Annotated in this window: 18 protein-coding genes; 6 read left to right on the top strand and 12 right to left on the bottom strand. The window is 59.4% G+C overall.

The window, feature by feature from the left end; all coding sequences use genetic code 11:
- Positions 1–2,235: an EAL domain-containing protein gene (locus ASF13_RS17020; protein ID WP_072166417.1), complete on the bottom strand. Its 2,235-nt coding sequence runs from the start codon at positions 2,233–2,235 to the stop codon at positions 1–3.
- 323 nt (positions 2,236–2,558) lie between these two features.
- Between ASF13_RS17020 and ASF13_RS23720 the strand changes: the two genes are divergently transcribed.
- Together ASF13_RS23720 and mgtE are read left to right on the top strand one after the other, a co-directional pair.
- Complete coding sequence (locus ASF13_RS23720; protein ID WP_369814391.1) at positions 2,559–2,723, top strand: YfgG family protein; 165 nt, start codon at positions 2,559–2,561, stop codon at positions 2,721–2,723.
- Between the two features lie 112 nt (positions 2,724–2,835).
- Complete coding sequence (gene mgtE / locus ASF13_RS17015) at positions 2,836–4,257, top strand: magnesium transporter (protein WP_056238979.1); 1,422 nt, start codon at positions 2,836–2,838, stop codon at positions 4,255–4,257.
- Positions 4,258–4,276: 19 nt separating this feature from the next.
- Here mgtE and ASF13_RS17010 read toward each other — a convergent pair whose 3' ends face one another.
- The 6 genes from ASF13_RS17010 to ASF13_RS16985 form a co-directional block, all read right to left on the bottom strand.
- On the bottom strand, positions 4,277–4,780 hold the full coding sequence (locus ASF13_RS17010; protein WP_056238977.1) for an AlpA family transcriptional regulator: 504 nt from the start codon (positions 4,778–4,780) through the stop codon (positions 4,277–4,279).
- Between the two features lie 2 nt (positions 4,781–4,782).
- Complete coding sequence (locus tag ASF13_RS17005) at positions 4,783–5,052, bottom strand: hypothetical protein (protein WP_056239703.1); 270 nt, start codon at positions 5,050–5,052, stop codon at positions 4,783–4,785.
- Positions 5,053–5,321: 269 nt separating this feature from the next.
- Positions 5,322–6,062: an SDR family NAD(P)-dependent oxidoreductase gene (locus tag ASF13_RS17000; protein WP_056238974.1), complete on the bottom strand. Its 741-nt coding sequence runs from the start codon at positions 6,060–6,062 to the stop codon at positions 5,322–5,324.
- Positions 6,063–6,070: 8 nt separating this feature from the next.
- Positions 6,071–6,325 (bottom strand): hypothetical protein, encoded by a 255-nt coding sequence (locus tag ASF13_RS16995; protein WP_056238971.1) that lies wholly within the window; start codon positions 6,323–6,325, stop codon positions 6,071–6,073.
- Positions 6,326–6,335: 10 nt separating this feature from the next.
- On the bottom strand, positions 6,336–7,502 hold the full coding sequence (locus ASF13_RS16990) for an acyl-CoA dehydrogenase family protein (protein WP_056238968.1): 1,167 nt from the start codon (positions 7,500–7,502) through the stop codon (positions 6,336–6,338).
- 290 nt (positions 7,503–7,792) lie between these two features.
- On the bottom strand, positions 7,793–8,578 hold the full coding sequence (locus ASF13_RS16985; protein ID WP_056238965.1) for a DUF3750 domain-containing protein: 786 nt from the start codon (positions 8,576–8,578) through the stop codon (positions 7,793–7,795).
- 264 nt (positions 8,579–8,842) lie between these two features.
- Between ASF13_RS16985 and ASF13_RS16980 the strand changes: the two genes are divergently transcribed.
- Positions 8,843–9,115, top strand: coding sequence for a type II toxin-antitoxin system HicA family toxin (locus ASF13_RS16980; protein WP_056238964.1), 273 nt, complete (start codon positions 8,843–8,845; stop codon positions 9,113–9,115).
- Positions 9,112–9,432: a type II toxin-antitoxin system HicB family antitoxin gene (locus tag ASF13_RS16975; RefSeq protein ID WP_235515037.1), complete on the top strand. Its 321-nt coding sequence runs from the start codon at positions 9,112–9,114 to the stop codon at positions 9,430–9,432. The genes ASF13_RS16980 and ASF13_RS16975 overlap by 4 nt, the downstream gene beginning before the upstream one ends.
- A gap of 32 nt (positions 9,433–9,464) precedes the next feature.
- Here the strand turns inward: ASF13_RS16975 and ASF13_RS16970 are convergent, their stop codons facing one another.
- Positions 9,465–10,676, bottom strand: a complete 1,212-nt coding sequence (locus ASF13_RS16970) for an MFS transporter (RefSeq protein WP_056238957.1) — start codon at positions 10,674–10,676, stop codon at positions 9,465–9,467.
- Between the two features lie 129 nt (positions 10,677–10,805).
- On the opposite strand from ASF13_RS16970, the gene ASF13_RS16965 reads away from it, so the two are divergent.
- Positions 10,806–11,393, top strand: a complete 588-nt coding sequence (locus ASF13_RS16965) for a TetR/AcrR family transcriptional regulator (RefSeq protein ID WP_056238955.1) — start codon at positions 10,806–10,808, stop codon at positions 11,391–11,393.
- Between the two features lie 137 nt (positions 11,394–11,530).
- On the opposite strand, the gene ASF13_RS16960 is transcribed toward ASF13_RS16965, so the two are convergent.
- From ASF13_RS16960 to guaB, 3 genes are all read right to left on the bottom strand, one after another.
- Positions 11,531–12,679, bottom strand: coding sequence for a Fic family protein (locus ASF13_RS16960; protein WP_056238952.1), 1,149 nt, complete (start codon positions 12,677–12,679; stop codon positions 11,531–11,533).
- 1,200 nt (positions 12,680–13,879) lie between these two features.
- Positions 13,880–15,460 carry a glutamine-hydrolyzing GMP synthase gene (gene guaA / locus ASF13_RS16950; protein WP_056238947.1) on the bottom strand — a complete coding sequence of 527 codons (1,581 nt, stop codon included), beginning with the start codon at positions 15,458–15,460 and terminating at the stop codon, positions 13,880–13,882.
- 76 nt (positions 15,461–15,536) lie between these two features.
- Positions 15,537–17,003, bottom strand: a complete 1,467-nt coding sequence (gene guaB, locus ASF13_RS16945; protein ID WP_056238944.1) for an IMP dehydrogenase — start codon at positions 17,001–17,003, stop codon at positions 15,537–15,539.
- Positions 17,004–17,174: 171 nt separating this feature from the next.
- Here guaB and xseA point away from each other — a divergent pair, with 171 nt between their 5' ends.
- Positions 17,175–18,554, top strand: coding sequence for an exodeoxyribonuclease VII large subunit (gene xseA / locus ASF13_RS16940; protein WP_056238942.1), 1,380 nt, complete (start codon positions 17,175–17,177; stop codon positions 18,552–18,554).
- 611 nt (positions 18,555–19,165) lie between these two features.
- On the opposite strand, the gene ASF13_RS16935 is transcribed toward xseA, so the two are convergent.
- Entirely contained in the window at positions 19,166–21,598 is a 2,433-nt protein-coding gene (locus tag ASF13_RS16935; protein WP_056238939.1) for a glucose/quinate/shikimate family membrane-bound PQQ-dependent dehydrogenase, read from the bottom strand.
- Positions 21,599–21,871 lie beyond the last annotated feature (273 nt).

Genomic DNA, 21,871 nt, shown 5'->3' with positions numbered 1-21,871 from the left:
TCAGCGACGGGTCTCCGCCTGGCCGGAGACCAGCTCAGCCAGGGGTACCGGCGCACCGAACAGATAGCCCTGCAGATAGTCCACCCCCAGCTTGCGCAGCGCGCTAGCCGTCTCTTCCGTGTCGACAAACTCGGCGACAATCTGCATTCTTTTCAGCCGGGAGATCACGCAGATCGACTCGATGATCTGATAATCGAGGCTGCTGTGCAGCATATTGCGCACGAAGCTGCCGTCAATTTTCAGCATGTCGACCTGCACCTGTTTCAGGTGTGAATAACTGGCGTGGCCGGTACCAAAATCGTCTATCGCTACACGGCAGCCCAGCTGCCGCAGCTGGGCAATGGTGCGGTTGCCCCAGCTGTAACCGTTGAATATCGGCGACTCCTGCACCTCAACGATCAGCTGCCACGGCTCAATCTGGCTGGCCTCCAGACGGGCGGCGATCTCCTGCGCCAGCTTTGGACGGCATAACGAGGCAGCAAACAGGTTAACCGCAAAGCGAATACCCGGCAGTTGCTCGCGATGGCGGGCAATAAAGGTCAGGGTCCGATCCAGCACCAGCCGATCCACTTCCCAGGTCAGGCCAAACTCCTGCACCACCGGCAGGAAATCCGCCGGTTTAATATGCTCTCCCTCGATATTGACCATCCGCAGCAGAATTTCGTAGTAGTCATCACCCCGTACGCCCTGAATTTTCTGCGTCATCAGATGGAAACCGTCATTTTTCAGCGCCAGCTGGATATCCTGCACCATCGCCAGCTTTTCGCTCAGTTGCCGTTGTGCCGGCACGTTGAGCTTCTGCTGCAGATTCTCCGCGTGTCCGCTGTGCAATGACACCTCCGCCATCGCGCTTAACTCCCCCAGCAGCTCGTACAACCAGGTCACCGGCGGATACACGCTACAGTAACTGATGCCGACGTCAGGATGGATCGGCAACCCGTCCCAACTCAGCTGATACTCCTTCAGCCGAACTTCCAGCCCCTCAATCCGCGCCGCATAGCACGGCAGCTTCAGGCGCAGCACCAGGTCAAAGCCCGGCAGCTGATAAATCCCCTCCCCCGGCTGCAGCCAGGGCGCAAGGTGGCGGGCGAGGTTGCGTTTGTACTCAATGCGCAACTGCAGGCCGTAGGTACGGCTCAGGCGGTCCAGATCGGGAATACGGATATAGCAAAGCACCGACCCACTCTGTTCGGTAAGGTGCTGGCCGAGCGCGCGCACGTTAAGCAGGCCGATCACCGGATCGGTTAAGGCCATCTGCCGCGCCTTTCTCAGCAACCGCCGCTGACGGGTGCTGATCGCCGACATCAACAGGATGGTCAGCGTAAACACTAGCAGATTGGCAGAGATCACCGCCAGATGATGCGGCTCCGTCGCCGGCGTCAGGAAGCGGTCACGCAGCTGGTAAAGTACCACCAGCAGCGTGCCCCAGCTCAGCGAGGTAAACAGATAGCCGAACCGGGTCGCCGCCCACAGCATCAGCGGCAGCAGCAGCGGAATGCCGTAGTCGGTCGCCAGCAGATTTTCTTTGCTGGAACTGAACTGCGTGAGCATCACCAGCAGGAACCCGACCAGCAGTAACCACAGCAGCCACTCTTTCAGCGTCACCCCGGCGGCAAACTGATCGTGGCAACGGCGCTTCAGGGTGCGAATAAAGCGCGGGTTACGCACGATGCGAATCAAAAAATAGAACGGATGGGTCAGCGACAGCGACGCCAGCAGTACCGACTGATAGTTAAGCAAGGTGTGCAGCGACAACAGATCGGCCGGAAAAACGGAGCGGCTTAGCGGCAGAATATTCAGCGGCATCACCGCCTGCATCAGCACAATAAACAGCGTCGGCATGGCGAAAGCCAGCCAGAACAGGCGCAGCGCCGCCACATGCACGTCGGCCAGGCTGTCCCGCCAGGGGCGGCCCGCCTGCCAGGTATAGCCCGCCCAGCACACCACCAGGGTTACCAGAAAAATAGCGACAATCACCGCCGCCTGCGGCCCGGTATAACGCTGGAAATAGTACAGGCTCAGCGCCGCGGCAATGCCGGGCAGCGCCGCCCAGTTGAACACCATCAGCAGTGCGATGGCCAGCGCCAGCGGCAGATAGATCAGATAGACATAGCCCATCGGCAGCCATAATCTGACCGAAAGCAGCGATGCGGCAGGCAACAGCAGCAGCGCCAGTAGCAGGGGTAATCCCCAGAAACGGGCGATGAAGGATTTGAGGAAAACAGATTTTTTCATTGTTGTTATCGTGATGTTCGAAAGACTGCGCAGGTTTTTGCCACTGTTACAGGTAAATTATACTGGATGATTACGGGAATTCACTAACTTACTGCGGCGTAATAGTAGGTGGCAAAGTGAAGAATTGATTGATGCAGATCAACTTTAACATGACTGGCGGACTGAACACCGCACTAATCCGTTAAACTGCTGCCATCGCACGACAATATTTTCATCTCAATTTTCTTGTAAGGCAAAAAGTGCGCATTGACCTCTCCGCCGGGCTGTGTCTAAATTAACCACCGCCTGCGGGTATTAAAAGGAAACCCTGCGTGAGTAACGCTATGACATTCAGAAAACGCTCCAGAACAGGTCGTATGACCCGCGTGGTGCTGCTGGTCAGCTTTATCATTCTGGCCGGACGGCTGATTTTTGTGATCCCCGGTGCCATTGAACATCATCAGCAACGGCAAAACGCCCCGGTGCCCACCCTCAGCACTGAACGTTAGCGCGATCGCGACGTAAGTACACCCCCGGCAGATTGCAGTTCACTGACCCCCGTATGGCTAAAATCAGCTACGCTTAAGCTCTGTTTTCGCTTCCCAGACTCAAGGACGTTGTATGTCTGTTGTGCCCTCTCACGTTCAGCAACTGGCCGAAATTCGTAGCCGCCTTCTCAACCTGCTTCTCACCGATGACGACCTGGTCGATGCCCTGCTGCAACGTCAGGGGACGGACGCCCACCAGCAGCAACAGATAGACGAAATCGGGCAAATCCTGCCGCTGCTGCACCCCGCCGATATCGCCGACCTGCTGGAAGCACTGCCGGAGGAGCAGCGCCTGGCGCTGTGGAAACTGGTAGGCAACGACCGGCGCGGCCTGGTGCTGGTGGAAGCCTCCGAGAGCGTGTGGGAAAGCCTGATCGAGGAGATGAGCGACCGCGACCTGCTGCGCGCCATCGCGCCGCTGGATATCGACGACCAGGCATGGCTGGCGAAATACCTGTCACGCGACCTCACCGGCCGGCTGCTGACCTCGCTGCCCGCTTCGATGCGCTCACGCGTGCTCGACGTCATCAATTTTGACCGCGACCGCGTTGGCCGCATCATGGACTTCAAGCTGCTGACGGTAAGGGCGGACGTCAGCCTGGCCACCGTGCAGCGTTTTCTGCGGCGGCGTAAAGCGATCCCCGGCGGCACCGATAAACTGTTTATCACCGACAAAAACAATACCCTGCTCGGCGAACTGCCATTAACCGATATTTTGCTGAACACCCCGGAGAGGAGGGTGTTTGAAGTGATGAACCCCCATCCCACCACCTTTTTGATTGATGACAAAGCCGAAGAGGCCGCAGGCTCGTTCGAGCGCTATAACCTGATCTCTGCCGCCGTAGTGGATGCCAAGGGCAAACTGATCGGCCGCGTTACCGTGGAGGACGTGCTCGATCTGGTGCGCGAGGAGAATGACAGCAGCATCCGTAAAATGGGCGGCGTCAACCCCGATGAGGACGTGTTTGCCCCGGTGCGTAAAGCGGTACGTAACCGCTGGACATGGCTGGCGGTCAACCTCTGCACCGCGTTTGTGGCCTCACGGGTAATCGGACTGTTTGAAGCGACCATTGCGCAGCTGGTGGCGCTGGCAACGCTGATGCCGATCGTCGCCGGCATTGGCGGTAACACCGGTAATCAGACCATCACCATGATCGTCCGTGCGCTGGCGCTGCACCAGGTCGAGCCCGGCAACTTCTCCTTCCTGATTGGCCGCGAACTCGGCGTGGCGCTGATTAACGGCCTGTTCTGGGGCGGCATCATGGGCGGTGTGACCTGGGCGATGTACGGCAATCCGGCGCTGGGCGGCGTGATGATGCTGGCGATGGTGCTCAACCTGCTGCTGGCCGCGCTGATGGGCGTGCTGATCCCGTTGCTGATGACCAAAATGAACCGCGACCCGGCGGTGGGTTCCAGCGTACTGATCACCGCGCTAACCGACACGGGCGGCTTCTTTATCTTCCTCGGCCTGGCGACCCTGTTCCTGCTGCACTAACCGCAGGTCGCAGAAGAACTCATTCACGATCGTCGTGATGATAACGGGCGATCTGCTGGCTGAGGTTAATGTTTAACGCGACCTGCGCGGTCTCCTGTACGGCGGGCGGCCAGCGGTAGCCGCCGCGATGCTCCAGCCAGCCCAGTACGTCGGCAAGGTGCCAGAGGCTGGCGTTGCCTTCCGACAGCGGTAACGGGAAGCTCTGGTAGTGGGTCAGCATCAGCTTACGCATATTTTGCCGTGACACGCCGATCAGATCGGCTACGTCGGTCAGGCCGACATAATCCGGTGCCACTTCAATTAAACGTGCCGACGGCATCACGCTCTTAACCTGGCGCAGGGCGCTCTCTATCGCCTGTTCAGCCGACAATGCTTCACGCATAAATTCAAGCGCCATGCGCCCGGCAATGCCCAGCCCGATCAGCGCGTCATCACAGCCGGCCACCGCCAGTCGTTCCACCAGCAGATCGCGATCTTCCGCGTCTTCGGCCAGCTGGTATTTCAGTGTAAACGTGTATTCCATTGTTATTTTCTCCCCTGTTCACCGCTGAACTGTTGCCACAGGCTACAGTGCTCCACCACCCGCCGCAGTTGCTGCGCATGGTTGTGTGCGTTCTTTGGCGTCGACCAGACACAGCTGATGCAAAACTCTCCGCACCGGCACTGCGCGTCATTCCAGGGGCAGTACATTTTCCCCCAGGCGTGACTTCCGCCACTGACCACTCGCCAGCCCTGATGTTCGGCGAACTTCAGAACGGCTTCGATTTCCTTATTAGCATGAGTATGACGCGCCACGATGTTCTCCATTATGCTGGTCATTATTTTGGTTGTCAACTGACAACCTGTGAGTTTCATGGTTCACTGTGCCCGCGAAACCGGCGACGTGCCACAGGGAATAAGGGGAATGTCGAGAGAGGTCGAGGAGAAACTCAGCGTCTTGCAGACTCAACAGGGTTAATTGCGAGACGTTTCGCACAGAAAAATGCATTAGTCAGGTATCCGGTCGCTGAGTCAGGCAGTCAGGCAGTCAGGCAGTCCAGAATGCCCCGGAACGGGGCTCCTGGCTAGCGCATAAACAGGCCACCGTTAACATCCCAGGTCGCACCGCTGACCGAGGCGGCGGCGGGGGACGCCAGCAGCAGCACCATCTGCGCGACAAACTCCGGATCGCCCAGCTGATGCACCGGAATAGCCGCCAGCAGCGCCGGCAGGTTCTCCGGCGGCACCAGCGCGCGCACCGAGGGCAGATCCTGCGGGCCGGGCGCGATGGCATTCACGGTAACGCCATCGCCGCTGAGCGCGCGGGCAAACACCTTGGTCAGGGTGATGATCCCCCCCTTCGAGGCGGCATAATGCGCCCCCGAAGCCGTGCCGCCGTTCTGCCCGGCCAGCGAAGCCAGATTAATGATGCGTCCGTAATGCTGTTGAGCAAAATAGCGCCCGACCCGCTGGCACCCCAGAAACGTGCCACGCAGGTTGGTGGTAATAACGCGATCGAACTCGTCGGCTTCAATCTCCATCACCGGGGTAGCCAGCGTCAGCGCGGCATTGTTAACCAGCACCTGCAGCCCGCCAAAACGTGCGGTGATCTGTCCGATGGCGGCAGTAAAATCCTCCGGCCGGCGAACGTCCAGCTTTAGCCCCAGCGTGCGTTCACCCTGCGGGTCGATCGCCTCTGCCGCCTGCTGCGCGGCCTGCAGCGACAGATCGCCGAATGCAACAGCATAACCGCTGCGCCAGAGCGCACGGCAGATCAGCGCGCCGAGGCCGGAAGCCGCCCCGGTCACCAGCGCCACCTGACTCATCGGCGGCCTCACAGGATGTAACCTATTGCCAGCAGATAGTCTTCAGCGTTGATCAGCCTTACCACCTTCTGCTGGATCAAAAAACTGTCCCCCTGCGGCACCAGCCACTGCGCATCCGCGGTAAACAGGCGACCAGTCTCCTGCGCCACCTCGCCGCTGGTCAGGCTTTCGCACAGGTGCAGAGAGTCACTGACCAGACGACGAATCGCCGCTTCGGCTTCCAGCGTGGCCAGCCGCGCCATCAGCAAGGATTGCTCGCTCATCCGCTCCTCCTTACAGATAGCCGGGCAACGGCGCGCGGCCAAACAGCATCTGCCCGGCGTTGATCAGGGTTAGCTCGCCCATAAACGCATGCTGGGTAATCACCAGCGTATCGCGCACGTAGCGCTGCAGCGGGCTGCGCATCGCAATGCCGCCCATTCCGGAAAGCGCCAGCATGGCGGACGCGACCTTCGCCGCGGTGCGGGTCAGATGGGTTGACGACAGGCGCAGCGCGCTGACCTGCGGCGAAGCGGGCTCATCGCCCCGACACAGCACCTGCCACACCTGCTCAATAGCGTCGTAAAACCAGCAGCGGGCCGAGGCCAGCCCGGCTTCCGCGCGGGCGACGGCAATCTGCGCAAACTGGCGATCGGCCAGCAGCGGCGCGCCGGTCACCGAACGCTGACGTTCGGCAATCGCCAGGATTTCATCAATCGCGGCGCGGGCAATGCCCGCACTGACCACCGCCAGCACCTGGGTCGCCAGCGACAGCGCCGGGTAGCGATACAGCACGCCCTCCAGGTTGAGTGCCCCGCCGCGGATCAGCGTCCACTCCTCCGGTACAAAGGCGTTATCCAGCGTCAGGTCGTGGCTGCCGGTACCGGCCAGCCCGACGCTGTTCCACACCGGATCGATGGTCAGCTGCGCCGCAGGCAGCACCGCCATCCGCGGCAGCGCGGTGGCCTGCGCACCGGTGGGCTGAATGCCCACGCCGATCAGATCGGCCCCCATGCAACCGCTGGCAAAACTCCAGCGGCCGGAAACGCGATAGCCACCCGGCTCCACCGCCGCAGGGTGTGACGGAAACAGGCCGGCGGCGAACACAACATCGGGGCAGGACTGCCAGACCCGATCCAGCACCGCCGGGGGTAATCCGCCGAGGTAAAAAGGGTTCATGCCAAAGCTGGCCACCCAGCCGGCGGAACCGTCAGCGGCGGCGATACGCTCAATGAGGGCGCAGAACCGGCCGGGCGACATCTCCATCCCGCCATACTTTTTCGGCACAAACGCCCGGTAAACCCCGAGCGCGCGGAATTTCTCAATCACATCCGCGCTGATAAATTTCTGCCGTTCAAATTCTTCGGCCCGCAGCTTGATGTCGGCCAACAGGCGGGACAGTTCAGCCGTGGGAACATCACCCCCGAAGTTCTCCTGCGCTGATAAAGAAGAAGTGTGCACATATCCTCCCTACTTCCCGTCCCCCTCTTACAGGGCGGATTAAACGGATGAGATCGATCGCGTTGGAGGGGGCGCTGGCTTTAACCGCGTGGAGGGAGCGGCGCCCGTAAAGATGACCGGATCGGCAACGGCCCTTTAGCCCTGAAGCGATGATTTTTCATACAAACATGAGGGGTAATCCTGTCACTCGCGGCAGTGAATACAAGAGGCTCGGCACGGATGGCTTACATTATCGCTGGCTGTCCACTTTTCTGAGATGCAGGGCCGGGAACCGCGGCCCCGAAGGGGGATTACTTCACGGAAGAGACGGAAGAGCCGCTCTGCAGATTATCGTCACCCAGTCCGCCGATAAACGGCAGGCGCAGCTGTAACGGAGAAAAACCGACGCCGAGGTTCAGCCCGAGCAGATTGATCTCGATCCCCTCCTTCGCGCCCAGCGTTACCCCGGCTACGCCGAGCAGAGAGACCTGCAAACCGCGCCCGGAAGGCGGCAACCCCACCGGACGGGTCAGCGGCCGGTAATCTTTGCCCAGCGCATTAGCCGGCAGGTTCAGCTCCAGTGACGGCACCTCACGGCCAATATGGGCAAGGAAAGTATTGCTGTTGGGGCCAGGCCAGGCGTGATAGGTCTGCGGCCACGGGTAAGAGGCAATCGCGGCTTTAATCGCCGGGATCATCGCTTCGGCGGCCGGGCCACGATGATCGACCAGAATGCGCGGGCGCGCCCCATACCAGTAGCCGTCCGGCAGGTTGCTGTTCAGCCGCACCTTATCGCCGCTGCCCCAGCTGATCACCTCATAGCGGCTGTAGCGGGTTTCCCCGGCACGCTTAAAGATAATCCACGGATGCACCGCCACCTTGCCTTTCCAGCCAAAGGTGGGTGCGGCATATACCTGTACGATCGCCAGATTAGCAAAGCGTTGCGGATCGAGTGCCAGCCCGGACGAATCGCGCCGCGCCGATGCCCAGCCCTCGCTGCTTTGTTGCTGATGGCCGGCCGCCCGGGTCAGGCTGGCGGCCAGCGACAGCAGGATAATGGCCAGCAGGGCCAGGCTAAACGCTTTTAGTGCAAACATCGTAAAACTCCCGGGCGAAAGTGACCTGCCAGCATCGTGTATTTTACGAAATTATGCACTCAAAAATTAACCGCCGGTCTGCTCTACCCCGCCTGAGAGCAGGCGTGCCGCCCCTTTCCTGAAGCAAGGCCGCAAAACCGAAACATGACCTCTTTTCGGCATAGCCTTGCGGTGAGTTTACATTCTACGGTAGTGCTGTTACCGTACCTCTCGTGATATCATTTTTTGATATCAAGAGAGGGGTTATCATTCACGGAGGATGAGATGAACCTTCTAAACAGCAAACACCAACAGACTATCGCGGTGATATTTACCACACCCACCCACTGCACGCTGGAGTGGCAAAAAGTAGAAGCGTTACTGATGGCATTAGGTGCAGAGGTGTCTGAAGGCAGAGGGTCGCGTGTACGCTTTATGATCAAAGGCGTGATGGCCACTTTTCACCGGCCGCATCCGGCAAAAGAGGCCAAACCCTATCAGGTACGCGACGTCAGAAAATTTCTTGAAACGATTGGAGTCACACCATGGGTACTATGAGCTGGAGAGGCTATGCCGCCAGAATTGAGTACAGCGATGAAGATCGCTGCCTGATTGGTCATATCGTCGGCATTCGCGATGTGATCGGCTTCCATGCGGACAACGTCACCGATCTGCGCCGCGCCTTTGAAGAGGCGGTGGATGACTATCTGGCCTTCTGCGCGGAGCAAGGCATCAAACCGCAGCGCCCGGCCAGCGGTAAAATCAGCCTGCGCATCCCGCCGGAAATTCATGCGGCGGTTAACGTGGCTGCGGAACTGGCTGGCAAAAGCGTCAATCAGTGGATTAGCGATACGCTGGTCAAGGCGACGCATTAGTCGCCCTGCGCGACGCTGACTGCTGACTGCCCTCACCCGCATGTTTCAGTCCGGCTAACCTGCGTGCCGCCCAGCCGATATGAACCCGCGATCGCCAGCAGCACGATCGCCGCGCCTGCCCCGATCGCTACGCTGAATCCGGCCTGCAAGCCGAAATAATCAACCAGCCGACCGGAGACCGCAGCCCCCAGCGCCACGCCGATATTCAGCCCGGCCAGCAGCCAGCTCATCCCCTCGGTAAGCTTCTCCACCGCGACCAGCCGTTCCACCAGCGACATCGCGATAATCATCGTCGGTGCAAAGCTCACACCGGCCAGCAGCACCGCGCCCGTCAGCGTGGTGATGCTGGCCGCCAGCCACAGCGGCAGGGTCGTCAGCGCCACGGCCAGCCCGCCGACCAGCAACTGCCGGTGCAGCGGCGTGGTCAAACGCAGCGCACCAAACAACAGCCCGGCGCTGCAGGAGCCAAACGCATAGGCTGACAGCACCAGGCTGGCCGCCGCCGGTTGCCCGCTCAGCTCTGCGAAGGCGACGCTCACCACGTCGACGCTGCCCACGATGATGCCCATCGCCATCATCAGCAGCGCCAGCAGGCGCACGCCCGGCTGACCAATCGGCGAGCCACCGCGTACCGCTGCCGTCGGTGCTGAAGACGTTAGCGGTTCCGTAGCGCGCAGCCTCACCAGCGCCAGCGTGCCGCCTGCCAGCAGCAGCGCCGCCGCCAGCAGCCCCGCCTGTGGAAACGCGGCCACCGCCAGCCCGACCGACAGCGGCGGCCCGGCGATAAAAGTCACCTCATCCAGCACCGTCTCCAGCGAATTCGCGCTCTGCAGGCGCGGCTGGCCGCGATACAGCGCAGCCCAGCGCGCCCGCACCATTGCCGACATACCGGGCATAAATCCAGCCAGCAGCGCGCCGACAAACAGCAGCCCGTCCGGTGCCTGCAGACAGGTGGTCGCCGCCAGCAACAGCATCCCGGCCAGACTGACTGCGCTGGCAACCGGCAGCACACGATGCTGTGAATGGCGGTCCGCCAGCCGGGCGACCTGCGGCGACAGCAGCGCATAGCCCAGCACAAAGGTGGCGGACACCGCCCCGGCCAGCGTATAGCTGCCGCGCAGCTGGGCCAGCAACGTGATAATACCGATACCGGTCATCGGCAGCGGCAGGCGCGCCAGCAGCCCGGCCAGCAGCAGCCAACGGGTGCCGGGGGCGCTAAACAGTTCGCGATAGGCTCTGAACATCTCTTCTCCCTGGTTTTTGCCTGCCATCACAGAGGGTGGCAAGGACAATACATACAAAACGTATGTTTAAGCCTATAATCATACGCAATGAATGTAAATAATCATACGAGATGTATGTAAGAGGTAATCATGGTTCGCCGTACCCGTGCTGAGATGGAAGAGACCCGCGCCACCCTGCTGGCCACCGCCCGTACTTTTTTCTGTGAACACGGCTATGCCGCCACCTCGATGGACGATCTGACCGCCCACGCCGGCCTGACCCGCGGTGCGCTGTATCATCATTTTGGTGATAAAAAGGGGCTGCTGGCGGCGGTAGTAGAGCAGATTGATGCCGAGGTCGATGGCCGCCTGCAGGCGATTTCAGACGGTGCCGCCGATACCTGGCAGGGCTTCCGCCAGCGCTGCCGCGCCTATTTGCAGATGGCGCTGGAACCTGAGATCCAGCGCATCGTACTGCGCGACGCCCGCGCGGTACTGGGTGGCGCGACGCCGGAGTCACAGCGCTACTGCCTGGAGTCGATGCAGCGGCTGATTAGCGATCTGATGCAGCAAGGCATTGTGGTAAAAGCCGACCCGCAGGCGCTGGCCGCGCTGATCTACGGCAGCCTGGCAGAAGCGGCGGTGTGGATTGCCGGGGAAGAGGATGGCGATACGCGGCTGGAGAAGGGGCTGGGGGCGCTGGAGCTGCTGTTGCGGGGGATGCTGGCGAAGGAGTAAGAGGACGAAAAACTTGCAGGGATAAACACGGCTTTAGCCACTTCTTCCGGCTCACCGATCCTTACAAGCGGCTAAATCAGTCTGATCATTCCGCCGGAAATCCATGTGGATTTGGCCGTACTATTAGTAACAGCTGTTTAGTTCCGTAACAACTCGACGTAGCGACTGTATACATAACTTCTGTGGCGAGCTTTACCCGAGGTTTCAACAAGGATTGCAGCGTCGACCAGGGTTTTCACTGCAGCATTTGCCGTCGGGTAGGTTACTTCCAGTAGTTTGACTGCGCGTTCTACGGTCAGTTTAGGCATCGTCGGCAAAAACTCAAACAATCGGATGCTGTGTACGGACGTTGATCTCATTGAAAGAATCTTCTTCCTGTCGTCAGCAAACAGGGACGCAATTTTAATGATGCTTTGCTGCGCTTCATCTGCAGTATAATTAACCGCCTCTAGGAAAAAGGTCAGCCATTTCTCCCAGTCCCCCTCATTCCTGATATTTGTTAAGCACTGGTAGTAGTACTGCTGATGTTGCTTCAGGTAGCCAGAAACGTACAGCAGAGGCTCCTTCAGCAACTGCCATTCTTCCAGCAGCATGCTAATCAGCAGACGACCGATGCGTCCGTTCCCATTAAGAAAGGGGTGAATGGTTTCAAACTGTGCGTGTACAAGCGCTATTCGAACCAAAGGTGGCAGGGAAGGATTGATTTCATGAATATACTTCTCAAGTTCTGACAGTAAGTCGCCCACGCTTTCAGGGGGCGGCGGTACACAGGATGCGTTACCTGGCCTTGTACCCCCGATCCAGTTTTGGGTCGTCCTCACCTCACCGGGTTGTTTCGCTGCTCCGCGGGCACCTGACAGCAGCACGTGGTGAGCCTGTTTTAAGAGCCGTACACAGACTGGCAGGCCGGAAGGAGAGTTCAATTCATCACTGACAAATCTGTATGCCCGCAGATAGTTAGTGACTTCTTCAACGTCTTCAACATTCGCTACCACAAGACCCGCTTCTTCATCAAAAATATCGTTAAGTGTCGCCTGAGTACCTTCCAGTTGAGAGGTGAGTAGTGCCTCTTTACGGATAGCACTGTACACGAGCCATTCGCTTGAGGAGACAAGCCCGGACATGCCCGCGAGTCTAGCTAAGGATTTTTCAGCTTTCTCGTTCAGCTCAAGGTATGAGGCAGGGTCAATCTCCGGCGCGGTGGGCGGTAAGGAGGCCGGTATAAAAGCATTGACCGTTTCATCATAACTGACGGTTTTGATAAAGTGACCGGATGCGCGCTTCATTAAGAAATCCTTTGATGTCTGGGGATGTTATTAAAGCCTGCTTGAACTATGTCATACCATATTAAAATATTCTTTAATAAAAGATGTCTCAGTTAAACATCCTTTACTTAGCATCCATACGGCAGTTGCCACGCTGAGCTTCTTACGCATGCGCCCTCCCTCTTCAACCACACATCTCTCCCACACCCGTCACCGCCGCCAGCAGCTGTTGCTTATACGCGTGTTGTGGATCTCGCCAGAACTGCCCGACTTCAGCGGCCTCCACGATTACGCCATGGAGACGACCAACCAATACGATGCGCTGGAATCCGAAATCCAGCGCATCGTATTGGGCGGAGCGACGCCGGCATCGCAGCGCCACTTTCATTCGCCGCGACGACGAAGATATTCAGTGAAAAAGAGGCACCGAGAAATCAAGGTATCCATGGTCTGTACTGTAGATCATGCCCTTGGAAATGATATTGGCCCGTGCAGGTCCCAGCGATGACCGATCGCGTTCCATCTCCTTAGCAATACTTGCCATTGAATAGGGTCCATCACCCAGGGCAGCCATCGCCTTAACAAACTGGATTTCAGCCCTGGTCAGTCGGTCATACCGAACTTTGAAGAAGCCTGTATCAAGGCCGGCGAGTGTTTCAGGGTAAGCGCGCTCTACATCAGCGAGCGTGATCGTTGGACCAGATCAGCCTCAAGCTGAGATACGATCATCCCCTGCTCTCTTGCGATATTACCGATTTCGTTGAGTAATACCGTCTTACCGACTCCACGCAGGCCCAGGAGCATCAGCGATCGTGCAGGTTTTCCTATTAATGCACGGCCCGCAGGAAATGCGAGCCATCTTTAAGACAGGATCCCGGCCAGCGAGTTCGGGTGGAGGAAAACCAGCACCAGGGGCAAAGGGATTGCGATAGGGGTCCATACCAACCTCATCATAGAGTAGCGAAAAATAATGAAAAATAGTGTTTTTTGCTAGTGCTGCATAGAGATTGCTACTTTCCAATAATAACGATCAAACGTAGCATTTTTCGGGGGCCTGGGGGCCGAAAGTGCGCTGCTCCTGTAAGCCTCCCAAAACAACTGCTTGATGGGGGGCCTGTTGCTAACAGATGCCAGAGATTAACAGACATAAAAAAGCCCGCAGTGATGCGGGCTCAGAGAGTGCATTATGTTTAGGCGTGCCAGCGAATGCCAGCCGCTAAATCATTCCCACTCAATCGTCGCCGGTGGTTTACCTGAAATATCATAAACCACGCGGGAGATGCCGTTCACTTCGTTGATGATGCGGTTGGAGACGCGCCCGAGGAAGTCGTACGGCAGATGCGCCCAGTGCGCGGTCATAAAGTCGATGGTCTCTACCGCACGCAGGGAAACGACCCAGTCGTACTTGCGGCCATCGCCCATTACGCCAACGGAGCGTACCGGCAGGAACACGGTGAAGGCCTGGCTGACCTTGTTGTACAGGTCGGCTTTGTGCAGCTCTTCGATGAAGATCGCATCGGCGCGGCGCAGCAGGTCACAGTACTCTTTCTTCACTTCACCCAGTACGCGAACGCCAAGGCCCGGGCCCGGGAACGGGTGACGGAACAGCATCGCGTGCGGCAGGCCCAGCTCAAGGCCGATTTTGCGTACTTCGTCTTTGAACAGCTCTTTCAGCGGCTCAACCAGGCCCAGCTTCATCTCTTTCGGCAGGCCACCCACGTTGTGGTGTGATTTGATCACGTGCGCTTTGCCGGTGGCAGAGGCGGCAGATTCAATCACGTCCGGGTAGATGGTGCCCTGCGCCAGCCACTTCACATCCTGCAGCTTGGTGGCTTCTTCGTCGAACACTTCCACGAACACGCGGCCGATGATTTTACGCTTGGCTTCCGGATCGTTCTCGCCGGCCATCTGCTCAAGGAAGCGGTTTTCGGCGTTAACGTGGACGATATTCAGGCCGAAGTGGTTACCGAACATCTCCATGACCTGCTCGGCTTCGTTCAGGCGCAGCAGGCCGTTATCAACGAATACGCAGGTCAGACGGTCGCCGATGGCGCGGTGCAGCAGCATCGCGGTCACGGAGGAGTCCACGCCGCCGGAGAGGCCGAGGATCACTTTATCTTCGCCAACCTGCTCACGCAGGCGCTCGACCGCGTCTTCGATGATTTTGGCCGGGGTCCACAGCGCTTCACACTGGCAGATATCGCGCACGAAGCGCTCCAGCAGACGCTGGCCCTGACGGGTGTGGGTCACTTCCGGGTGGAACTGCACGCCGTAAAAGCGTTTTTCTTCGTTGGCCATAATGGCAAACGGGCAGGTATCGGTGCTGGCAACGGTAACGAAGTCAGCCGGGATGGCGGTGACTTTATCGCCGTGGCTCATCCACACGTCGAGCAGCGAATTGCCGTCGGCGCTGATGGCGTCTTCGATATCGCGGATCAGCGCGCTCTGGGTCTTCACTTCCACCTGAGCGTAACCAAATTCACGCTCGTTCGAGCCCTCTACCGCACCGCCCAGCTGCATCGCCATGGTCTGCATGCCGTAGCAGACGCCCAGCACCGGCACGCCGGCGTTGAACACGTACTCAGGAGCACGCGGGCTGTTGTGTTCGGTGGTGCTTTCCGGGCCGCCGGAGAGGATGATGCCGTTCGGGTTGAAACCGCGGATCTGCTCTTCGGTGACGTCCCACGCCCACAGTTCACAGTACACGCCCAGTTCGCGCACGCGGCGCGCGACCAGCTGAGTATACTGTGAACCGAAATCGAGGATCAGGATGCGGTGTTTATGGATATTTTCCGTCGTCATTGGGCTATTCCAGGGCGATGTAAACAAAATGGGATGTAAAACGCCCGGCTGAGCCGGGCGGGGAAATCAGGGGTTATCAGGAACCCATGCGGTAGTTCGGCGACTCTTTGGTGATGGTCACGTCGTGGACGTGGCTCTCCTGAATGCCGGCACCGCTGATACGTACAAATTCCGCTTTGGTGCGCAGTTCATCGATGGTACCACAGCCGGTCAGACCCATACAGGAGCGCAGGCCGCCCATCTGCTGGTGAACGATCTCTTTCAGGCGGCCTTTGTAGGCAACGCGGCCTTCAATGCCTTCCGGCACCAGCTTGTCTGCGGCGTTATCGGTCTGGAAGTAACGGTCGGAGGAGCCTTTCGACATCGCGCCCAGAGAACCCATACCACGGTATGATTTGAACGAGCGGCCCTGGTAGAGTTCGATCTCACCCGGGGACTCTTCGGTACCCGCCAGCATCGAACCGACCATGACCGCAGCGGCACCGGCCGCGATGGCTTTGGCGATGTCGCCGGAGAAGCGGATACCGCCGTCGGCGATAACCGGAATACCGGTGCCTTCCAGCGCTTCGACCGCGTCAGAAACGGCAGAGATCTGCGGTACGCCCACGCCGGTCACGATACGGGTGGTACAGATTGAGCCAGGGCCGATGCCCACTTTCACCGCGCTGACGCCCGCGTCGGCCAGCGCACGTGCGCCGGCACCGGTGGCCACGTTGCCGCCCACGATCTGCAGGTCAGGATATTTAGCACGGGTAGCGCGGATGCGCTGCAGCACGCCTTCAGAGTGGCCGTGTGAGGAGTCGATCAGCAGCACGTCAACGCCGGCGGCAACCAGCGCGTCCACGCGCTCTTCGTTACCGGCACCGGCACCGACGGCTGCACCGACGCGCAGGCGACCCTGCTCATCTTTACAGGCGTTAGGCTTACGCTCGGCTTTCTGGAAGTCTTTCACGGTGATCATGCCCAGCAGATGGAAGCTGTCGTCCACCACCAGCGCTTTCTCAACGCGTTTTTCGTGCATGCGGTGCAGCACCACGTCGCGGGCTTCGCCCTCTTTCACGGTAACCAGACGCTCTTTCGGCGTCATCACCGCGGAAACCGGCAGGCTGAGGTCGGTCACGAAGCGCACGTCACGGCCGGTGATGATACCGACCAGCTCGTTCTCGCCGTTGACCACCGGGTAGCCGGCAAAGCCGTTCTGCTCGGTCAGCGCTTTCACGTCGCTCAGCGGGGTGGTTGGCAGCACGGTCTGCGGATCGGTGACGACACCGCTCTCGTGTTTTTTCACCTTACGCACTTCTTCGGCCTGGCGTTCAATGGACATATTCTTGTGAATAAAGCCCAGACCGCCTTCCTGCGCCAGTGCGATCGCCAGATTGGCTTCGGTCACGGTATCCATCGCTGCGGAGAGCATAGGGATGTTCAGGCGAATGGTTTTGGTAAGCTGGGTGCTGAGGTCAGCCGTGTTTGGCAGAACGGTCGAGTGAGCAGGAACGAGCAGAACGTCGTCGAAAGTCAGGGCTTCTTTGATGATTCTTAGCATGGCAATATCTCAACCTCAGGGTGAATGAGAACTTGTAAAATATTGCCGCGGCATTATACAGGCCGTAATCGATTGCCTCCAGTACTTTTTACGAAAAACTCTTGATCCCTCCGCTGGGGCATGTAGTATCGGTTGATTAACCCTCTGATTTGAAATTTGATCTTCATCACAATGTCGCTACCGCCAACCGCCAATATTTTTACCGTCAGCCGTCTCAACACCACGGTGCGCAAGCTGCTGGAGATGGAAATGGGCCAGGTGTGGCTCAGCGCTGAGATCTCAAATTTCTCGCAGCCCTCTTCCGGCCACTGGTACTTCACGCTGAAGGATGACGGTGCCCAGGTGCGCTGTGCGATGTTCCGCAACAGCAACCGCCGCGTCACCTTCCGCCCGCAAAACGGTCAGCAGGTGCTGGTGCGCGCCACCATCACCCTGTACGAACCGCGCGGCGACTACCAGCTGATTGCCGAAAGCATGCAGCCCGCCGGCGACGGCCTGTTACAGCAGCAGTTTGAACAGCTGAAACAACGCCTCACCGCCGAAGGCCTGTTCGAACAGGCTCACAAACAGCCGCTGCCCACCCCGGCACGACGGGTGGGCGTCATCACCTCGCCCACCGGTGCAGCGCTGCACGACGTGCTGCACGTGCTGCAGCGCCGCGACCCGTCGCTGCCGGTGGTGATCTACCCGACCCAGGTACAGGGCGCAGAAGCGCCCTCAGGCATCGTACGGGCCATTGAACTGGCTAACGCCCGCAACGAGTGCGACGTCCTGATCGTCGGCCGCGGCGGCGGCTCGCTGGAAGACCTGTGGAGCTTCAACGACGAACGCGTCGCGCGCGCCATCTTCGCCAGCCGCATCCCGATCGTCAGCGCCGTCGGCCACGAAACCGACGTCACCATCGCCGACTTTGTCGCCGACCTGCGCGCGCCCACCCCCTCGGCCGCCGCCGAACTGGTCAGCCGCAACCAGCTGGAACTGGTACGCCAGCTGCAGTCACAACAGCAGCGGCTGGAAATGGCGATGGATTACTACCTCGCCCAGCAGCAGCGCAGCTTCAGCCGCCTGCAGCACCGTTTACAACAACAGCACCCCCAGTTGCGCCTTGCACGCCAGCAAACCGCTCTAATCAAGCTACAACGCCGTCTCGACGATGCCATGCAGCTGCGCCTGCGCCAGGCCGGCCGCCAGCAGGAACGCGCCCAACAGCGCCTCAGCGCCATTCGCCCTGAACTGCGCTTAGAGCGCGCCCGCCAGCACCTCCAGCAGTGGCAGCACAGGCTTCAACAGGCCATGACCCAACAGCTCAACGCCAGCAAACAGCGCTTCGGCAACCTCACCGCCCAACTCGACGGCGTCAGCCCGCTGGCCACCCTCGCCCGCGGATTCAGCGTCACCACCGCCGCCGACGGCGAAATCATCAAAAAAACCACCCAACTCAAGACCGGCGACACCCTAAAAACCCGCCTCGACGACGGCTGGGTCGAAAGCGAAGTCACCGCCCTCACCCCAACAAAGAAACCCCGCAAACGCGCCGCCCCCAAGCCATAAAACCTACAGGCACCAAGCCTTAAAACCACCTGCCAAAACCACAGCCCATTTTTCGGGAGGGCAGCGGGATGAGCCCGGAGCGGGGTAACCCGCGGAGGGTCGCCCGCATGACCCTACGTATCTCGATCCAACAGCCAACGAGCCCTGAAACACCCAGCCAAAAAACAAGTCAATTTTTCGGGAGGGCAGCGGGATGAGCCCGGAGCGGGGTAACCCGCGGAGGGTCGCCCGCTGACAGGCCCGGGGTATCTCGATCCCCCAGACAACGGCCCTGAACCCCCAGCCAAAACCACAGCCCATTTTTCGGGAGGGCAGCGGGATGAGCCCGGAGCGGGGTAACCCGCGCAGGGTCGCCCGCTGACAGGCCCGAGGTATCTCGATCCCCCAGACAACGAGCCCTGAACCCCCCAGTCAACAAACAAGTCAATTTTTCGGGAGGGCAGCGGGATGAGCCCGGAGCGGGGTAACCCGCGCAGGGTCGCCCGCTGACAGGCCCGACGTATCTGGATCCAACAGGCAACGAGCCTTTGCCCTTGCCCTCAACCTCAAGGCAAAAAAAAAGCCCCTCCGCAATGGAAGGGGCCTGATTCAGCTCGACGAATTAACCGGGCTTACTTATCCAAACCGTATGCAATCACATAATCACCACGGTCCGGCGACTGACGCGCCCCGCCCGCAGAAATCAGAATATACTGCTTACCGGTCTTCGGTGACACATAGCTCATCGGGCCACCCTGACTACCCACCGGCAGACGTGCTTTCCACACCTCCTTACCGGTTGAACTATCAAACGCACGCAGATAGTAATCCTGCGTACCGGCGATAAACACCAGGCCACCCTGAGTCGCCAGCGTACCGCCCAGCGTAGGCATACCCACCGGCATCTGCGCCTTCATCTTAATACCGAACGGACCGGTATCCTGCACCGTACCCACCGGCACCTGCCAGACGATCTTCTGCGTCTTCAGATCGATAGCGGACAGCGTACCAAACGGTGGCTTCTGGCACGGAATGCCCAGCGGCGACATAAAGCGGTTCTTATTCACCGCAAACGGCGTACCTTTCAGCGGCACCGCGCCCATACCGGTATTCACCGCTTCGCCGCCGTTGCTGGCCGGACCACTGGTGGTTTTCGCCGGGATCATCTGAACCCACAGGCCCAGACGCATATCGTTGGCGAAGATATAGTGGTTGTTCGGATCGGTAGACAGGCTGCCCCAGTTCATGCCGCCCAGGGAACCCGGGAAGCTCAGGGACATATCGGTACCCGGTACGGTGTACAGGCCGTCATAACGCATGGACTTGAAGCCGATACGGCAGGCCAGCTGGTCAAACGGCGTGGCACCCCACATATCCGATTCCGTCAGCGTACCGGCACCAATCTCAGGCATACCGACTGACTTCGGCTGGGTTGGCGTGTACTGCTCATTCGGAATATTGCCAGGCTTAACCGGCACTTCCTTCACTTCGGTCAGCGGCTTGCCGGTCAGACGATCCAGCACGTAGATCTGGCCCGCTTTAGTGCCGATCACTACCGCAGGTTTGGTGGTGCCATCTTTCTGCGGGAAGTCGATCAGGCTCGGCTGCATCGGCAGGTCGAAGTCCCACAGATCGTTATGCACGGTCTGATAAACCCACTTCTCTTTACCGGTGGTCGCGTCCAGCGCCAGGATCGAGGCACCGTACTTATGATCCAGCGCGTTACGGTTGGCACCCCACAGGTCCACCGACGAGCTGCCCATCGGCAGGAACACGGTGTTCATCGCCGCATCGTAGGACATCGGTGCCCACGAATTCGGGGTACTGCGCACGTAGTTCTTATCGCTGCTCAGTGACGCATTCGGATCCGGGTTGCCCGGGTCAAACGCCCAGCGCATCGCACCGGTCACCACGTCAAAGCCGCGCAGCACGCCGCCAGGCATGTCGGTCTGCACGTTATCGGCTACGCGACCGCCTACCACCACGGTAGTACCGGCCAGCGTAGGCGCGGAGGTCAGCTGATACTGCGGGTCTGGCGCATCGCCCAGGCCGGCTTTCAAATCAACAAAACCTTTGTTACCAAAGTTCTGGCACAGCTCGCCGTTGTCGGCGTTAACCGCCACCAGACGTGCGTCGATGGTGTTCATCAGCAGGCGACGCTGGCAGGTATCACCGGCGGCCAGGCTCACAGCCGGAACCGGGGTAGAGTCCGGCACGGTTGGCTGCTGCAGCGGTTTGGTGGCGTCAAAATAAGCCAGACCACGGCAGCGGTTCCACACCTGGGACTGCGCATTGATCTCGGTTTTCCACAGCTGCTTACCGCTGTCGACGTCCACGGCGATAATGTTGTTGTGCGGCGTACACAGGAAGATGCGATCGCCAACCTGCAGCGGAGTCTGCTGATCTTCCGCGCCGTTACCGGTCGGGCTAATTGGCGTATCGCCGGTGTGGAAGGTCCATACCGGTTTCAGATCTTTCACGTTATCGCGGGTGATCTGGTCCAGCGCCACAAAGCGGCTGCCGCCGGCGGTGTTGCCGTAGTTATCCCAGTCTTTCTGCTGCTTGCTCTTATCGACCGGCACCAGCGGCAGTTCCTGACCGGCAAACGGCACGGTCGGGTGCGGCTGGAACATGCCCCAGAAGGTCGCCAGCAGGCCCACCACCAGCACGGCGCTGAAGCCGTAAGCGGGTTTAGCCAGCGTGGTTTTGCCTTCGCGCTTGCGCAGCGCGGGCAGCGTGATCAGCGCCAGCAACAGCATGCCGGCGAAGAACACCACGCGGGAAACCAGCGGCCAGAAGTCAAGGCCGACGTCGGCCAGCGCCCAGATCGCGGTACCGACGGCGGCCACCGCAAACAGGGTGACGGCTGAGGATTTACGACGGAAGAACTGCACGGCAGAAGCCAGCGTCACCAGGCCGGCCAGTACGAAGTACCAGCTACCGCCGAACGAGATCAGCTTACCGCCGCCGATGATGAAATAGAGGCCTGTTGCAAGGAGAATGATTCCCAGCAGGAAGCACCACAAGCCCAGCCCTTTCGCTGACCCTGCATTTGTCTGAGGCATACAGAAATACTCCTGGAGAAAATAAGGCGCTAATCGCTAAGACCTTATTTTTATTAACATCGTACACGGGTATAACCCGTCCTGCTTTGCAAGCAACTGCCGCTATGGCACGGCTGGCGCGCCGGGGCACTGCTGGAAAGCGGCAGGATTGTACCACCAGGTTCATAATTTAATAAACAGAAAATTAACAACCCCTGTATGACTGCGCTCCCTGCTATTGGGTATAGCACAAAATGATTAACTGCATATTTTCCAGGGTTAACACTTTTTTGT

It is taken from the genome of Erwinia sp. Leaf53 (genome assembly GCF_001422605.1).
Classification (GTDB): domain Bacteria; phylum Pseudomonadota; class Gammaproteobacteria; order Enterobacterales; family Enterobacteriaceae; genus Erwinia.
This window is presented reverse-complemented; position numbering and strand designations above follow the sequence as displayed.

Excerpts from the sequence above, each read along its gene's own strand:
- ASF13_RS17020 (WP_072166417.1), bottom strand. The coding sequence starts at position 2,235 with ATGAAAAAATCTGTTTTCCTCAAATCCTTCATCGCCCGTTTCTGGGGA.
- ASF13_RS23720 (WP_369814391.1), top strand. The coding sequence starts at position 2,559 with ATGACATTCAGAAAACGCTCCAGAACAGGTCGTATGACCCGCGTGGTG.
- mgtE (WP_056238979.1), top strand. The coding sequence starts at position 2,836 with ATGTCTGTTGTGCCCTCTCACGTTCAGCAACTGGCCGAAATTCGTAGC.
- ASF13_RS17010 (WP_056238977.1), bottom strand. The coding sequence starts at position 4,780 with ATGGAATACACGTTTACACTGAAATACCAGCTGGCCGAAGACGCGGAA.
- ASF13_RS17000 (WP_056238974.1), bottom strand. The coding sequence starts at position 6,062 with ATGAGTCAGGTGGCGCTGGTGACCGGGGCGGCTTCCGGCCTCGGCGCG.
- ASF13_RS16995 (WP_056238971.1), bottom strand. The coding sequence starts at position 6,325 with ATGAGCGAGCAATCCTTGCTGATGGCGCGGCTGGCCACGCTGGAAGCC.
- ASF13_RS16985 (WP_056238965.1), bottom strand. The coding sequence starts at position 8,578 with ATGTTTGCACTAAAAGCGTTTAGCCTGGCCCTGCTGGCCATTATCCTG.
- ASF13_RS16980 (WP_056238964.1), top strand. The coding sequence starts at position 8,843 with ATGAACCTTCTAAACAGCAAACACCAACAGACTATCGCGGTGATATTT.
- ASF13_RS16975 (WP_235515037.1), top strand. The coding sequence starts at position 9,112 with ATGAGCTGGAGAGGCTATGCCGCCAGAATTGAGTACAGCGATGAAGAT.
- ASF13_RS16970 (WP_056238957.1), bottom strand. The coding sequence starts at position 10,676 with ATGTTCAGAGCCTATCGCGAACTGTTTAGCGCCCCCGGCACCCGTTGG.
- ASF13_RS16965 (WP_056238955.1), top strand. The coding sequence starts at position 10,806 with ATGGTTCGCCGTACCCGTGCTGAGATGGAAGAGACCCGCGCCACCCTG.
- ASF13_RS16960 (WP_056238952.1), bottom strand. The coding sequence starts at position 12,679 with ATGAAGCGCGCATCCGGTCACTTTATCAAAACCGTCAGTTATGATGAA.
- guaA (WP_056238947.1), bottom strand. The coding sequence starts at position 15,460 with ATGACGACGGAAAATATCCATAAACACCGCATCCTGATCCTCGATTTC.
- guaB (WP_056238944.1), bottom strand. The coding sequence starts at position 17,003 with ATGCTAAGAATCATCAAAGAAGCCCTGACTTTCGACGACGTTCTGCTC.
- xseA (WP_056238942.1), top strand. The coding sequence starts at position 17,175 with ATGTCGCTACCGCCAACCGCCAATATTTTTACCGTCAGCCGTCTCAAC.
- ASF13_RS16935 (WP_056238939.1), bottom strand. The coding sequence starts at position 21,598 with ATGCCTCAGACAAATGCAGGGTCAGCGAAAGGGCTGGGCTTGTGGTGC.